This is a genomic window from Shewanella sp. 8A, assembly GCF_023475945.1.
Classification (GTDB): domain Bacteria; phylum Pseudomonadota; class Gammaproteobacteria; order Enterobacterales; family Shewanellaceae; genus Shewanella; species Shewanella xiamenensis.
Map to the genome: position 1 here is coordinate 86,015 of NZ_JAMDJP010000004.1, position 13,860 is coordinate 99,874.

Below are 13,860 nucleotides of genomic sequence, written 5' to 3' on the forward strand. Positions count from 1 at the left end.
AGCTTAGCCCCAAATTGAGTTAGCGAGAATAAAGACCAATGCCGACAAGAACATCGTAATAGGCAGCGTGAGTACCCATGCCAATAGAATTTGCTTAATGGTTTGGCTTTGCAGCCCAGAGCGATTAGCAACCATAGTACCCGCAACCGCCGAAGATAGAATATGCGTCGTTGAAACTGGCATCCCCGTAACGCTGGCAATCCCGATCGAAGCCGCAGCCGTCACCTGCGCAGCAATACCTTGGCTATAGGTCATTCCAGACGAGCCTATTTTTTCTCCCACGGTATAAACAATTCGCCGCCAGCCCACAAGCGTGCCACAACCCAAGGCAGTCGCAATCGCCACGATCACCCAAAGCGGCGCGTATTCGGTCGATTTAGTCAAATCCTTACGCCATTTAGCTAAAGAGCTTAACTCCTTGGCTGGTAAGTCTAATTTAGACACTTTACGAGCGGTATCATCGATACAAAGCAACAACCTACGCACTTCACGGCGCTCTTCTACCGTCATATCTTGAAAACTATTCGCCTTATCCAAACGGCGATCAAGCAACGACATTGCGGGTAACACGGTCTGTGCCGAACAATGACTCAACAGCTCATCACTCGCCTCAAGCTGCGCTTTTACATCAACTAAATCGCTAATTATCGCTTGATTGCGGCTATAAATAGCCATAATTCGCCTGTTTGCATCCTGCGTCCTTGCCAAATCATAGGACTGGCTGCTCATATCGAGGGCAAAATACGCTGGGGCCATACAGATAAGCACCAGCATCACTAAACCTATGCCTTTCTGCCCATCATTTGAGCCGTGGGCAAAACTCACCCCCATGGCCGAAGCTATCAGACTGACGCGCGCCCAAAATGGTGGATGGCGTTTACCATTAATCTGAAATTGTTCATCGGGCGTACGGTGGATCTTATGCTTTTGCCACATGAACTTCATCAGCAATAGCAGTACTCCAGCCAGCACAAAACCAAGGGTGGGCGAAATAATCAGGGATAACATGATTTGCGTGGCTTTAGTGAGATTAATGCCATGCAATATAGGCTGGTGATGTATCCAAGCAAATGCGCCACCAACCCCCATAATCGAACCAATTAAGGTGTGGGAGCTAGAAGCTGGAATACCAAAGTACCAAGTACCTAAGTTCCAGATAATGGCGGAAAATAACAGTGAAAACACCATTAACAGCCCTTGAGTGGAGTCCATCCCCAACAAGGAGTCAACAGGAAGAAGATGTACTATGGCATAGGCTACGCCAAGTCCGCCAAGTAACACTCCCGCAAAGTTAAAAAGGGCCGATGAAACCACCGCTAAATTTGCAGGCATAGCTTTGGTATAGATCACCGTCGCAACAGCATTGGCGGTATCGTGGAAGCCATTGATAAATTCGTAGGCCAACACAAATAACACTGCCAGCACTAAAGCCACCGACCAACCAAAGCCGATAGAGGTAAATATCTCAAACATAAATCGCGAACCTATGACGAGGACGCCACAGATTACGCCCAAGGTTGGGTATTTGACAGTGAAAAATTATTTAGATTTTCAAAAAGTGAATTAGTGCTCAATAACTTTGAATCCAACTTGCAATTAACAAATCGCTTAATACAAAAACGCCAGCACTGAGGCTGGCGTTTTGATTCACCCATATAGCTTACTGTAGATGACCTGCGTTATGCAGTTCACGTTCGTTCATCGGCGGTGGTGTCCATTGGTACATCCACGTTTCAGACAAAGGTTGACCATCTACTTCTAAGTAAACTCTTAGGTTAATCGGCTCAACGCTATCCTCTGGCGGCACGAGGTCAAACATAGCGCGGTAACCATTGATCGCATGTTGTGGGCGAGCAGAGTCGATTTCCACACGGCCTTGTGAAGTTGAAATAACCGCTTTCACTTGAGTATCTTTACCCAGCATTGGTAAAGAACCACCAGCAAAATCAATCACGAAGCGCTTGCTATAGTACTTACGCTTTTGACCAACTACGCCACCAATACCAGTAAAGGTATCCACTACGCGGGCACGGGGTGACTGCACAGGTGGAGTACCGCCCCAGTACATGTTGTAGCTATAGAGCAACTCTTGGCCTGGTTGAATGGGCTCTGCAGGATTCCAGAAAGCCACGATATTGTCGAAGGTTTCGTCCAGTGTTGGAATTTCAACTAACTGCACCGAACCTTTACCCCAATTACCTGTTGGCTCAATCCACAGACTTGGGCGCTTCTCGTAGAATACGCCGTCATCTTGGTAGTGGTCGAAATTACGGTCGCGCTGCATTAACCCAAAGCCCTTTGGATTCTCATCGCTATAGGCGTTGAATCTCAAGTTACTTGGATTGCCCAGTGGGCGCCAAATCCATTCACCGTTCCCCGTATGCATGGCAAGTCCATCTGAATCATGGATCTCTTGACGCCAGTCGTAACCTGTACGGCGATCGTTCTCACCGACCATGAACATACTTGTCAGTGGTGCAACGCCTAAACGTTCGATAGCCTTACGCGGATAAATCGCCGCATCAACCTTCATCTTCAAACGCTCACCCGGCTCGATATCAAAACGGTAAGCCCCTGTTACACTTGGTGAATCTAACAGAGCGTACACAGTCGCAATATTAGAACCTGGTTGCGGCTTCTCTAACCAAAAACGGGTAAACATCGGAAATTCTTCAGGCTTAGGCAACGCAGTATCAACCGCCAAACCACGGGCTGAAAGACCATACTGCATTTCCTGACCGACCGCGCGGAAATAGCTTGCGCCCAAGAAAGCAACAACGTCACGTTGCCAGTCAGTGTTGAACTGCATTCTAAAGCCAGCAAAACCTAAATCTTTAGGAAGCTGGCTACCCTTTACCTTCGACTTACCGTAATCGAACATAGAAGGAGAATATTCAATCAGTTTAGCCTTGCCATTTTCCAATTGGTAAATGTGCACTGGTGTATCGAAATACAGGCCTAAGTGGAACAACTCGGCGCGAAACTCCGAATCATCCTCATGCCACAGTGCGGCTTTTTTCTTGAAATGGAATTGCTGGTAATCATCCCAGCTCATGCCCTGTAAGCTTTTTGGTAACTCACCCTTGTGGCTTACATAGGACTCTGTCGCCAGCGTATGGGCATAGCCTTTTAACCAAGCGTAGCTAAACTCTTCTTCCTGCGGCGCACTGGCTTTACCCGCTGCACAAGCAGATAAGCTTAACAACACACTACAGGTGAGCAGTACGCTACCAACCATCCGTTGTAAGCGGCTACGAGTAGACTGAGCTTCTACCGATGGCATCACCATCGGCTCAGGATTTAAATGTCTTTGTTCGGGAAATAAATTGGGTTGCATAAGCAGACTCTGAATTGGTGTAACTTCCTGACACTTCTCTGCAAAAGTAAGCATTATTGCAGTGACTGCCCTGTGGAGAACTGTTGATGACAGTGATAACAATAACTCTATCTTCATCAGTTCGCCAGAATCTAACATAATTTCGACGCAATGGAATATGTCACAGCGACAATATTCAATACTGACGCCAGTTTATGAAAATAGTATTAAAAAGGGCTGCAAAATGCAGCCCTTTATGGTCATAAAGCCAATTAAGTTATAACTTTGTATCTATTACTGTTTTGCGTTTGTTGTGAGCAATAATCAAGGCGATTAAACACACCACCCCCACTGCGATGCCCACAGGTTGACTCAGGGATTGAGGTAAACCTAAACCAATACCTGCGGTAACAATGTAAGACACTGTCACACAGGTGCCCGCAATCGCAGGCAAGCTTACTATCCAGTGAAAACTGCCTCTATCGAATAGATATTTTGTCGCCAACCATAGCACACTGGTCGATAGCAGCATGTTTGAGAAAGCAAAATAACGCCAGATCAAGGAGAAGTCGATCTTGGTCATAAAGTAAGCGATGGTCAGAATAGGCGCAGCTACCAGCAAACGGTTACGCATACTCTGAGGGATATTAAAGGCGTCGATAATGGTTAGACGCAGCGATCTGAACGCGGTATCCCCCGAGGTAATCGGAAATACAGCGACCGCAATAATTGCCATCACGCCGCCTAATACCCCAAGATAGCTCGTAGCCACTTGGTTAACCACTAAGCCAGGGCCGCCTTGGTCTAGTAAGCTCTTAAGCTCAACATATCCGCCCGGGAAGGCCGCAATCCCCGCAGTCGCCCATACACAAGCCACCACACCTTCAGCCACCATAGCGCCGTAGTAAACTGGGCGAACGTATTTCTCGTTTGTCAGGCAGCGTGCCATGATAGGTGCTTGAGTTGAATGAAAACCACTAATAGCACCACAGGTAATAGTCACAAACAGTAATGGCCAAATCGGTAAACCATCGGGGTTAGGTTCCAATAACTCATTATTGTAATGGCTGTGGTTGAAGTACGCGAACACATCGCCCATTTCGGGTAACTGCGGTGCATTGATGAGGAGAGCCACTGCAATCGAACTGGTCATCACGATCATTAATAGGCCAAACGCGGGGTACAGCTTAGTGATGATCTTATCGATTGGCAGCATAGTGGCTAAGAAGTAATAGGCCAAAATCACTAATACCCAGAAGGTGTTATTGCCAAAAATAGTATCTTTAAAATAATCGAGATTACTGAGTAGTCCTGCAGGGCTCATGATAAACACCACGCCCACGAAAAAGAGTAACATCGCAGTAAACAGCAGCATTACGCCTTTAAAATAGATGTTAAAATAGTGGCCCGCGATTTCAGGCAGACTCTTTCCATCTTCTTTTATGCTTAACACCCCAGAGAAATAATCGTGCACCGCGCCGCCGATAATATTGCCTAACACAATCCAGAGTAAGGCCACTGGGCCATATAAAGCCCCTAGAATAGGGCCAAAAATCGGCCCGACACCGGCAACGTTTAAAAATTGAATTAAAAACGCTTTAGCTGGGTGGACGGGTACATAGTCCACGCCATCTTCGAATCTTGCTTGGGGTGTTTGCGCTTTAGGATCAATCCCAGCTTGGCGTTCAACAAACGGACTATAAAACTTGTATGCCAGCACTAAGAGCGCAAGACATAAGAAGAAAATTAACATTATTTAACTATCCATACTTTAGTAGAAGGTGATTAACTAGAGAGTTTCATTGAGTTAGTCAATGAGATCAAGCCATCACATACTAGACTAAAGTCGGGTTGATAAATCTAAATTTACGATAAGACTCGCTTATCTAAATAGATTTTTCAAATAATTTGTCTGTAAAAAATAAATCCAATCTTCTCTATAAGTGTTTCAGCGATTGGCTGGATAGCTTGTTTAAGTCTTAACGCAGCACAAATTCGAATAATGGCGCCGTATCATCTTCCTCTTGAATGAGTCTGTCCGTCTTTACAAATCCATGGCACAGCAACACCCGCTGGGACGCAACATTATGCAGTGCCACATGGGCAAAGAGCGGCCTTGGGGTCACTAACGGTAAAAATGTGCTCAAGGTTAAGGTTGCGACCCCGCGCCCCCAAAATGCGCGGTCAATCCAGTAACCAATCATCGCCTGACCATCCCTATGCCAATGGCCAATATTGCCAACCAGCAAACCATCGACTTCTATCCCCCATGCCAGTACCGACGCCTGCCCAAGGATATTTTGCTGCCAATGAAGGTAAAACGCCTCACGGTCCCGCGAGGGGAACAGCGCCAATTGGCAAGCAATCGGATCCTGCTGATGGGCGAAGATCAGCTCCAGATCGCTCTGCTTGATCGGCCGTAACGTCACATTCGATACGCGTGTTTGCTTATCCATCCTATATCTCTATTCAATTTCATCATCATGACATCTCGACATTCGCCGTCAGCTAAAAAAAATGGGCGCATAACCCAAGCAGAGGTTAGCGCCCTAAGAGGCAAAACAACATCATTTAAACAAACAAAATCACAATTAAGGTGGGGAGGGTTAACGCAAACTCAGCAAATCACTAACTCACACTAACTGAAGATCACGGCAAATACGGGCGCGCCCAGCACCATAGCAATCCCGATAAAAATCATGGTTAAACTGGCAATAACGCCCTCTTGCTGGCCTAACTCGCTGGCTTTGGCGGCGCCCGCACCGTGGGCCGAAGCGCCTAAGGCCACGCCTTTACCTAAAGAGGTGCGAATATGCATCAACTTGAACAGCGGCTCGCAGACTAACATGCCGATAATACCGGTGATGAGCACCATCATGGCGGTCAGTTCTGGCACACCGCCAAAGGCGCTTGTGGCCTCCATCGCAAAGGGCGTAGAGACCGAACGCACCAACAAACTCTTTGCAAGCTCCACAGGTAGAGGCACAAATTTGACTAATAGCCAGCTCGACACCATGCCCAGCAACAGTCCAGCCACCACGCCAAGGGCAATGGTCAGCGGATATTGGCGAATGAGTTTACGCTCCCGATAAATCGGCAAGGCAAATGCGATTGTCGCAGGTGCTAACATCGCCATTAACCAATGGGTGTATTCAAAATAAGTCGGCAGTGGAATATCGAGATTAAACACCAAGAGCGTGATCACTACAGGCGCAAGTACAATCGGCGCTAACCACCATACCCGGTGGCGCTTATACAAACGCTTCGCCGCAAAATAACAAAATAGTGTTAATAACAAGCTGATAAGTGCCAATCCCGTCTGCGAAAACACTAACTCAGAGACAACCGCAGGACTAAAGCTAACGCTCGACATTACACGGCCTTAGCATGGCGACGCGCATGCTTTTTGATATTGAGCTGACGCTCGAAGCGAAACACTCTGTCAACCACAAATCCCGTACCCACCATCACGCATACACTGCCCATCACTAAGGTGAAGAGGATATTCAGCCCATATTGCTCAAACAGGCCTTCGTACTTGATAACTGAGATCACTGGCGGAATAAAAAACAGCAGCAGCTCACCGATAAGCCAAGCCGCGCCGAGCTGCACGGAATTTTCAGGAATTAACTTAGTCGCTAACAAAATCAGCAACAGACCTAAACCTAATACACTACCAGGCACTGGTGAATGCGCCCAAGAGGCAAACCAATGGCAGGCAAAAGACAATAAACAAAAGAGGCCAATTTGAGTTAACAATAAAGCCCCATGACGGCATCGACGTATTGCGGCTTGTAGGAAAGACATGCGGTTTCTCGATTTACACCAAAAGTTACTATGGGATTATTTTAGGCTTGCCTATTAAATAAAAAAAATGAATATTAAGCATGTAATCCATGAATTTTAAGAATGCATTATAGGGGCGAGAATGGATCTCAAAGTGCTGCGCTATTTTATCGAGATCATCGATGCTGGCGGTTTTGGTAAGGCCAGCGAAAAAGTTCACCTCACCCAACCCGCCCTCTCCAAGGCGCTGCGCCAATTAGAGGAAGAACTCGATTTGGTACTACTCGAGCGCGGCAAACGTGGCACTCAGGTCAAACTCACCCAAGCTGGAGAAGTGGTTTATCGCCATGGTAAGGAGTTATTGGCCGGACGCCAACGTATGCTGGCCGAACTCAGTGCCCAGCGCAGTTTGACTGCGGGTGAATTAAAACTCGGTCTCGCGCCGCTCGGCAGTGCTGAAATTTTTGCCCCTATTATTGCCAAGTATCGCCAGCAGTACCCACAAATCGAAATGCACTTGTTGGTCCGTGGTGGCGTTGAGCAAACGCTGGCAATTCAAAAAGGCGAAATAGAACTGGCCACTGGCATAATCGACCTTGATGATTGCTATGACGGCATTCGAGTGTTTAACGATCCCATGGTGGTAGTGCTGCCCAAGGAAAATCCCCTCACTACCAGGGAAATACTCTCAGTCCATGACTTAATCAATGAGCCACAAGTGATGTTTGAGACTGAATACACCCTGCATCAATTGGTGCTCAACGCCTGTCAGCAAGCCGGATTCTCCCCTCAAAATATCACCCGTGTTAGCCAAGCGGACTTTGGTATCGCACTGGTGGCTGCGGGAACTGGCGTGATGATACTGCCGCGCTCAATCGCGCGGCGTTATAGTGTGGCGGGGGTGGTCAATATTCCACTGGCGAGTGACGAATTGCGCTGGGAGTTATCGCTATTTTGGCGCAAAGAACAGGTATTGTCCTTTGCGGCGCAGGCGATGATTGCGTTAGTTAAAAAGCACTTAACGCAAAAATAACCTCCTACCAAGGCACGACTAAGCTAAAACGCACTAAGGTATCGTTATCCCAAGGCAGAATAGGCAAGTAGTTAGGTGAGTGCACACTCTCCTTGGCATAGTGGTCAAGGTTGTATTCGGTATGCTCCACATACAGTAACCACTGGCTCCCCTTCTCCCAGTAATCCGTATCGTAACTCATGCTGAAGCGATATTGATTTTCAAGCCATTGGTCGCCATCGTTCCAAGTTTGCGCAGCTAAGTTCACTTTTAATTTGGGCGTTAAATCAGCACCAACGCTACCCATTACAGTGTAAGCAAACTCGCTATTGCCAAAATCCCCCCTATCATAACCACGGGTGCGGGGCACATCATCATCGATTTCTAAAAAGTAATAGCCCGCACCCGCCTTAAGCTGGGCTTGGGTTTGTTGGCCTTGATAATTGGCTGTTAGTCCTGGAAAAAACTTCGCCTGCTTCTCCACTGAACTCACAGTATTACGCTTGCCCTGCAAATCCACTTGCCAACCTAAGGATAACTGCGGGGAAAAACGATAAAGCTCTCCAATCGCGGCATATTCCGATTTAAACCACATCGGAATATGGTCAGGATCCAGCTTATCTCTATCAATATCGATAAACATATCTAGGACCGCAGACAGATAAATATCCGATGCGGTGGTATGTTCAATAATGATATTGCCATTGGCCCCAAAGGTATGCGAATTTTCTTGTTCGACAATAAAATCATGAATGCCCATAGTGTAATGCCATTGGGTTGATTCCTCTGCATAAACAGAGGTTGCCATACTTAAAAGCAACGCTACAGGCGCCAAAATTTGGTATTTCACATAGTGCTCCATCAATTGCGATTTAAAACTGCCGATTAGATTATTTAAGTTTAATTTAATCAATTTTGCATCATTTGTATCTGAGATAGTTCATAAAAATCCACCCTATTCACTAAAGTGAATAAAAATTAGCTCACCTCATCACTTTAAAGCGCTAAATTGCTATTCACGGTCACCTAAACAATTTCACAACCTTTTAAAAAACTATTGATATCAAACACCACAATCATAATAAACATGATGTTCGTTATTTAAACCGCCAGTCCAACAGTGAATTTTTAATCACAAATAAAGCATAATTATTGACACAAGTACGCAATCCTCCTATAGTCGCCACATTGCCAGTTATCCAAAAGAGAGTCTTAAATGAAAAAATCCATGTTATTAGGCGGCCTAGCCCTCAGTGCCACCTTGTTGTTAGCTGGATGTGGGAAAAGCAACGATGTTTTAGTGGTGGGAACCAATGCGGCCTTCCCGCCCTTTGAATACGTTGGCGGACAAAGTGGCGACGAAATCAAAGGTTTCGACATTGAGCTTGCCAAACAAATCGCTAAAGATGCCGGCAAAACGCTCAAAGTCGAAAACATGAAATTCGATTCACTGATCGTGGCGCTAAACTCAGGCAAGATTGATTTTATTGCCTCGGGCATGACCATCACGCCAGAGCGCCAAGCCAGCGTTAACTTTTCGGAGCCCTACTATGAGGCAACTCAAGTGCTGCTCGTCAATAAAGATAACGATACAATTCATACTCTTGATGACATTAAAGACAAACACTTTGCGGTGCAGCTCGGCTCAACCGCCGATATGATGTCTAAAAAATACACCCAAAATGTCACCGCCTTTAACACAGGCTTCGAAGCCATCATGGAGCTGAAGAATGGTAAAGTCGACTTAGTGCTATTCGATAGCGAGCCTGCGGCGAACTATCTGGCGAAAAACCCCGATCTCAAACTGATCAAGCTGGATTTCCCCGCTGAGTTTTATGGCTTTGCGGTGTCAAAGCAGCAGCCTGAACTCCTCACTAGCATTAATAACACGCTGAAAAACTTGAAAGAAAGCGGCCAATATCAGACGCTCGTTTCAGCCCATATCAAGTGATCCCTATGTTAGAAGCAATTAATACTTCGCTGTTTAGTCCCATTGGCGACGACGGCATGATAGGCATACTGCTGATCTTAAACGGCTTAAAAGTCACCTTGATTGTGACCTTCTTCGCCATGTTATTAGGCGCAGTATTAGGCGTGGGCACCACACTGATGAAGATGTCATCTAAGTGGTATATCCGCTTTCCCGCCGAACTTTATGTTGGCGTAATCCGCGGCACGCCTGTGGTGGTGCAGTTAGTGATCCTTTACTTCATCGTGCTGGCCGCATTCGATGTCGATAAAATTACTGCCGCCATTATCGCCTTTGGTTTAAACAGTGGCGCTTATATCTCTGAGATTATTCGCGCAGGGATCCAAGCCGTCGATAAAGGTCAAACCGAAGCAGCACGCTCGCTTGGACTATCGCAAGCCATGACCATGAAACTGATTATTCTGCCGCAGGCGATTAAGAATATTCTGCCCACGTTAGGCAATGAGTTTATCGTGCTACTCAAAGAAACCGCCGTAATTGGCTTTATTGGCGGTGTGGATTTAATGCGGGCGGGCGAGATTATCCGTAGTCGTACCTTTGAAGACAGTATCCCACTCTTTACCTGTGCGCTGATTTACCTGTTCCTGACCTACAGCTTCACATTTATGCTGTCGAAATTCGAAAAGAGGTTGAAGCAAAGTGATTAACATAACCAACCTACACAAAAGTTACGGCGACAATGCGGTCCTTAAGGGCATCAACGAACATATTCGCCAAGGCGAAGTGGTGAGTGTGATCGGCCCCAGCGGCAGCGGTAAAAGCACCTTTTTACGTTGCATCAACCTGTTAGAAAAACCCACCCAAGGGGATATTGAAATCGAAGGGCAATCCATTACCGCCAAGGATGCCTGTGTCGATAAATTGCGGCAAAAAGTGGGCATGGTGTTCCAAAACTTCAACCTATTCCCCCATAAAACCGTATTGCAAAACATTACCTTAGCGCCAGTGAGCCTAAAGTTAATGACCCAAGCCGAAGCAGATAACAAGGCGCTGACGCTGCTCACTCAAGTGGGCTTGCAGGATAAAGCCAATGCCTATCCTTCGAGTCTCTCGGGTGGCCAAAAGCAAAGGGTTGCCATTGCCCGCGCACTGGCGATGGAGCCAGATCTCATGCTATTCGACGAGCCCACCTCGGCACTCGACCCCGAAATGGTTGGCGATGTACTGGATGTGATGAAGGACTTAGCGCAAAAAGGCATGACCATGGTAATTGTGACCCACGAAATGGGCTTTGCACGCGATGTTTCCGACAGAGTCATCTTTATGGATGGCGGCTATGTAGTGGAGTCCAATATCCCCGAGGAATTATTCACCCGCCCCAAAGAAGCCAGAACCCAAAGCTTTTTAAGTAAAGTGCTCAGGAAATAAAGACTTATACAACATTGAAAGGTGAACAATGGTATTTGCTCGATGACACGCAGCATGCTTTGAGACAGAAGCGCGTTAAAAATTGAAAGGCGAACCATGGTATTTGCTCGACGACGCGCAGCGAGTCCATCCGTGGATGCTCGACCGCCCAGTCTGATGTGAATGGATTCACGAATGCCGCGATGGCATGGATGCCAAAGAGCGGCCATGGGGCGGACGGTCGTCTCGCTAATCACCATGACTCACCCTTTTAGCATCCGTGTAGCTTGCAGGTTTTAAAGAAACACACAGCATGCTTTGGGACAAAAGCGAGCTAGATTCCAAGCTCTAATTCATGAGTTTCAGATTAAAATTTGTAATGAACTCATTGAAATCATTAATTGCCACCGAGCCAAACATCAACAAGTACGTATAAGGCACTAACCTGTGTGGCCAAACAAAATCGAAAATCTGGTAAAAAGACGGAAGATACAATCGTGAATTCCATCCTAACGCAACCACCCTCATGATAAAAGTTACCCAGCCCTCCAATGAAAACTGATCTCTTTGGGCTAAGCAACTCAAGAATCGTCTGAGGTTTAGAAAGGTTTAGATAACCCGATTTTAGTCTTATATTAATCAGCCAAACTTACCTATTAAGATTGGCATCATGAATGCAAATACGGCTAATGTAGTACCTATAATCAACAGTATTCGACATGAGGAAGCAATTTTATTTAAATCTCCATCATTTAGTTGATGATATTCCTCTTTTAATAAGAACATAATTACTTTATTTGAATTACTAAGGCTATTGTTGTAAATATAGCCAACTTTACCTAACGCTTCCCACTTTTCAGGATATTTACTTTCCAATAGTAACGACATTTTTTTAAAGGAAATAAAATACCAAACAGTAATAGGAAAAAGGCATATAATACAAACTGTCCAAAGATATTGCATTGTAGTAGATCCGACCACCCATTTTAAATCAACAACATAATGCACTTTCAGTTTGCCTACAACTTGTAAAAGTTAACATTGTGAAAAAAGAACCATCAGCAGTCGCAAGGACAGCATCAGGGCAATAAATTGCGCTAATCCCTTTAAAAAAGGGTGTATTTCAGACGAGGTATATTGTCCCTTAGTGTTTTGGAGAGGTTCGGCAATGATTGCTGTCGAAGTAATATACATTGTTGTCAGTTGCACTAAAAATGCTGGCAGCTTGCCGCAAAGTGCCGTCGTCGCTTTTCGAGATGTTCGCAGTAATCGCTCAATTCTTGCAGAGTCCCCCTAAGTAATAGAGGCTCATTGACATTACATTCCTGCACGCTTTTCACAGGTATTGAAGTTCTGTGGAGAGCAAAATGTCACCGGTGTATAAATTATTTCTTGATACTTTTGTTTGGTGACAATTTTATATAAGGTCAAAATGGCCTGTCTGCCCATTTCATAGGGACTTTGACCAATGTTGATATGGGCAAGGCGGTCTTTCAACATAGTTAATTGCTCTGGAGAGGTATCAGTAATAATAACGACGACCTCCTTGTTGCTAATTTTTCCTTGGTATGGGGCAATCATCTCACGGTAAAGCGCTGGATCATTTTGAGCCCAACCACCAACAGCAATAAAAGAGTCTGCTTTCACCGGCTTGCCTTTCATAACAGACTCCATTTGTTTAACCGCTTGACTAAGTTGGTCAAAATTAAACAAAGGTTCTCTCACTTCTGTCCAGCCCTGCTCGTTATTAAGTAATTTCCCTGGAGGAATATCGTATTTTTTTCCCGACAACGCAGAGCGAACTCCCATCAGTCTTAAATTCAAATTGGGAGAATCAGGGCGCCCAGATTGCATAATAAGCGTCCCTCCATTGGGCCGTAATTTTTTTAATTGTTCACCTAATGATTTACCTAATTCGAAATTGTCTGTACCGATATAGGCTAAGCGAAAATTCTTGGGGTCTTGGTTGATGGAAGCATCAAAATCTGAATCATAGGTGACAATTGGAATACCGGCTTCTTTAGCTCTTTTTAAGCTATTTTCGAAAAGATACTTAGATTGCGTAACCGCGACAGCAATCCCATCGATACCTTCATCAATCAGTTGGTTTATGACCTCGTCTTGCAATCTAACACTGCTTGATTCTGGCCCTCGATATACACATTCCACACCTTTTATTTCAGCGGCGGCATCTATACAGCCCGTTTTACTTTGATCAAAAAAAACACTATAAAATTTCGGCACAACAGCAAATTTCAGATCTTTTCCATAGCCAGAGGATACGGGTAATAAACTGAAGGTAATAAACAACATAAGTAATCTTGTCACACGTCCTCCCAACAAATGAAACCGTCACTAAAGCTTCATAACAAAATGTAGCAAAGGAATAGCGTTAGCGACATGAGAGAT

Annotated in this window: 13 protein-coding genes; 4 read left to right on the top strand and 9 right to left on the bottom strand. The window is 45.5% G+C overall.

Features of this window, described 5'->3' with window-relative positions:
• Window positions 1–3: 3 nt before the first annotated feature.
• From M0413_RS04290 to M0413_RS04315, 6 genes are all read right to left on the bottom strand, one after another.
• Window positions 4–1,473, bottom strand: a complete 1,470-nt coding sequence (locus tag M0413_RS04290; RefSeq protein ID WP_037414918.1) for an inorganic phosphate transporter — start codon at window positions 1,471–1,473, stop codon at window positions 4–6.
• A 187-nt stretch (window positions 1,474–1,660) separates the two neighbouring features.
• Window positions 1,661–3,337: an OpgD/OpgG family glucan biosynthesis protein gene (locus tag M0413_RS04295; protein ID WP_037414921.1), complete on the bottom strand. Its 1,677-nt coding sequence runs from the start codon at window positions 3,335–3,337 to the stop codon at window positions 1,661–1,663.
• A gap of 256 nt (window positions 3,338–3,593) precedes the next feature.
• Window positions 3,594–5,069 (bottom strand): carbon starvation CstA family protein, encoded by a 1,476-nt coding sequence (locus M0413_RS04300; protein ID WP_249553261.1) that lies wholly within the window; start codon window positions 5,067–5,069, stop codon window positions 3,594–3,596.
• Between the two features lie 226 nt (window positions 5,070–5,295).
• The gene (locus tag M0413_RS04305; protein ID WP_249553263.1) at window positions 5,296–5,772 is read right to left on the bottom strand and encodes a GNAT family N-acetyltransferase; all 477 of its coding nucleotides are present in this window, start codon (window positions 5,770–5,772) and stop codon (window positions 5,296–5,298) included.
• Window positions 5,773–5,954: 182 nt separating this feature from the next.
• Window positions 5,955–6,689: an LrgB family protein gene (locus M0413_RS04310; RefSeq protein ID WP_109277701.1), complete on the bottom strand. Its 735-nt coding sequence runs from the start codon at window positions 6,687–6,689 to the stop codon at window positions 5,955–5,957.
• Window positions 6,689–7,123: a CidA/LrgA family protein gene (locus M0413_RS04315; RefSeq protein ID WP_249553265.1), complete on the bottom strand. Its 435-nt coding sequence runs from the start codon at window positions 7,121–7,123 to the stop codon at window positions 6,689–6,691. The genes M0413_RS04310 and M0413_RS04315 overlap by 1 nt, the downstream gene beginning before the upstream one ends.
• A 121-nt stretch (window positions 7,124–7,244) precedes the next feature.
• Here M0413_RS04315 and M0413_RS04320 point away from each other — a divergent pair, with 121 nt between their 5' ends.
• Window positions 7,245–8,135, top strand: coding sequence for a LysR family transcriptional regulator (locus M0413_RS04320; RefSeq protein WP_249553267.1), 891 nt, complete (start codon window positions 7,245–7,247; stop codon window positions 8,133–8,135).
• A gap of 4 nt (window positions 8,136–8,139) precedes the next feature.
• Here the strand turns inward: M0413_RS04320 and M0413_RS04325 are convergent, their stop codons facing one another.
• Window positions 8,140–8,964, bottom strand: a complete 825-nt coding sequence (locus tag M0413_RS04325) for a hypothetical protein (protein WP_249553268.1) — start codon at window positions 8,962–8,964, stop codon at window positions 8,140–8,142.
• A 366-nt stretch (window positions 8,965–9,330) separates the two neighbouring features.
• On the opposite strand from M0413_RS04325, the gene M0413_RS04330 reads away from it, so the two are divergent.
• From M0413_RS04330 to M0413_RS04340, 3 genes are read left to right on the top strand one after another with little or no spacing between them, the layout of a single operon-like run.
• Window positions 9,331–10,065: a basic amino acid ABC transporter substrate-binding protein gene (locus tag M0413_RS04330; protein WP_037414939.1), complete on the top strand. Its 735-nt coding sequence runs from the start codon at window positions 9,331–9,333 to the stop codon at window positions 10,063–10,065.
• A 5-nt stretch (window positions 10,066–10,070) separates the two neighbouring features.
• Window positions 10,071–10,751 (top strand): amino acid ABC transporter permease, encoded by a 681-nt coding sequence (locus M0413_RS04335; RefSeq protein ID WP_249553269.1) that lies wholly within the window; start codon window positions 10,071–10,073, stop codon window positions 10,749–10,751.
• Window positions 10,744–11,472 (top strand): amino acid ABC transporter ATP-binding protein, encoded by a 729-nt coding sequence (locus M0413_RS04340; protein ID WP_047535399.1) that lies wholly within the window; start codon window positions 10,744–10,746, stop codon window positions 11,470–11,472. Before M0413_RS04335 ends, M0413_RS04340 begins: the two co-directional genes overlap by 8 nt.
• A 618-nt stretch (window positions 11,473–12,090) precedes the next feature.
• Here the strand turns inward: M0413_RS04340 and M0413_RS04345 are convergent.
• Window positions 12,091–12,414 (bottom strand): hypothetical protein, encoded by a 324-nt coding sequence (locus tag M0413_RS04345; protein WP_037421672.1) that lies wholly within the window; start codon window positions 12,412–12,414, stop codon window positions 12,091–12,093.
• Between the two features lie 354 nt (window positions 12,415–12,768).
• Window positions 12,769–13,779: a sugar-binding protein gene (locus tag M0413_RS04350; protein WP_249553271.1), complete on the bottom strand. Its 1,011-nt coding sequence runs from the start codon at window positions 13,777–13,779 to the stop codon at window positions 12,769–12,771.
• Between the last annotated feature and the right edge of the window lie 81 nt (window positions 13,780–13,860).

What these genes read in the sequence shown, in the direction of transcription:
- M0413_RS04300 (WP_249553261.1), bottom strand. Translation starts at nt 5,069, where the DNA reads ATGTTAATTTTCTTCTTATGTCTTGCGCTCTTAGTGCTGGCATACAAG.
- M0413_RS04330 (WP_037414939.1), top strand. Translation starts at nt 9,331, where the DNA reads ATGAAAAAATCCATGTTATTAGGCGGCCTAGCCCTCAGTGCCACCTTG.
- M0413_RS04310 (WP_109277701.1), bottom strand. Translation starts at nt 6,689, where the DNA reads ATGTCGAGCGTTAGCTTTAGTCCTGCGGTTGTCTCTGAGTTAGTGTTT.
- M0413_RS04315 (WP_249553265.1), bottom strand. Translation starts at nt 7,123, where the DNA reads ATGTCTTTCCTACAAGCCGCAATACGTCGATGCCGTCATGGGGCTTTA.
- M0413_RS04345 (WP_037421672.1), bottom strand. Translation starts at nt 12,414, where the DNA reads ATGCAATATCTTTGGACAGTTTGTATTATATGCCTTTTTCCTATTACT.
- M0413_RS04290 (WP_037414918.1), bottom strand. Translation starts at nt 1,473, where the DNA reads ATGTTTGAGATATTTACCTCTATCGGCTTTGGTTGGTCGGTGGCTTTA.
- M0413_RS04295 (WP_037414921.1), bottom strand. Translation starts at nt 3,337, where the DNA reads ATGCAACCCAATTTATTTCCCGAACAAAGACATTTAAATCCTGAGCCG.
- M0413_RS04305 (WP_249553263.1), bottom strand. Translation starts at nt 5,772, where the DNA reads ATGGATAAGCAAACACGCGTATCGAATGTGACGTTACGGCCGATCAAG.
- M0413_RS04335 (WP_249553269.1), top strand. Translation starts at nt 10,071, where the DNA reads ATGTTAGAAGCAATTAATACTTCGCTGTTTAGTCCCATTGGCGACGAC.
- M0413_RS04320 (WP_249553267.1), top strand. Translation starts at nt 7,245, where the DNA reads ATGGATCTCAAAGTGCTGCGCTATTTTATCGAGATCATCGATGCTGGC.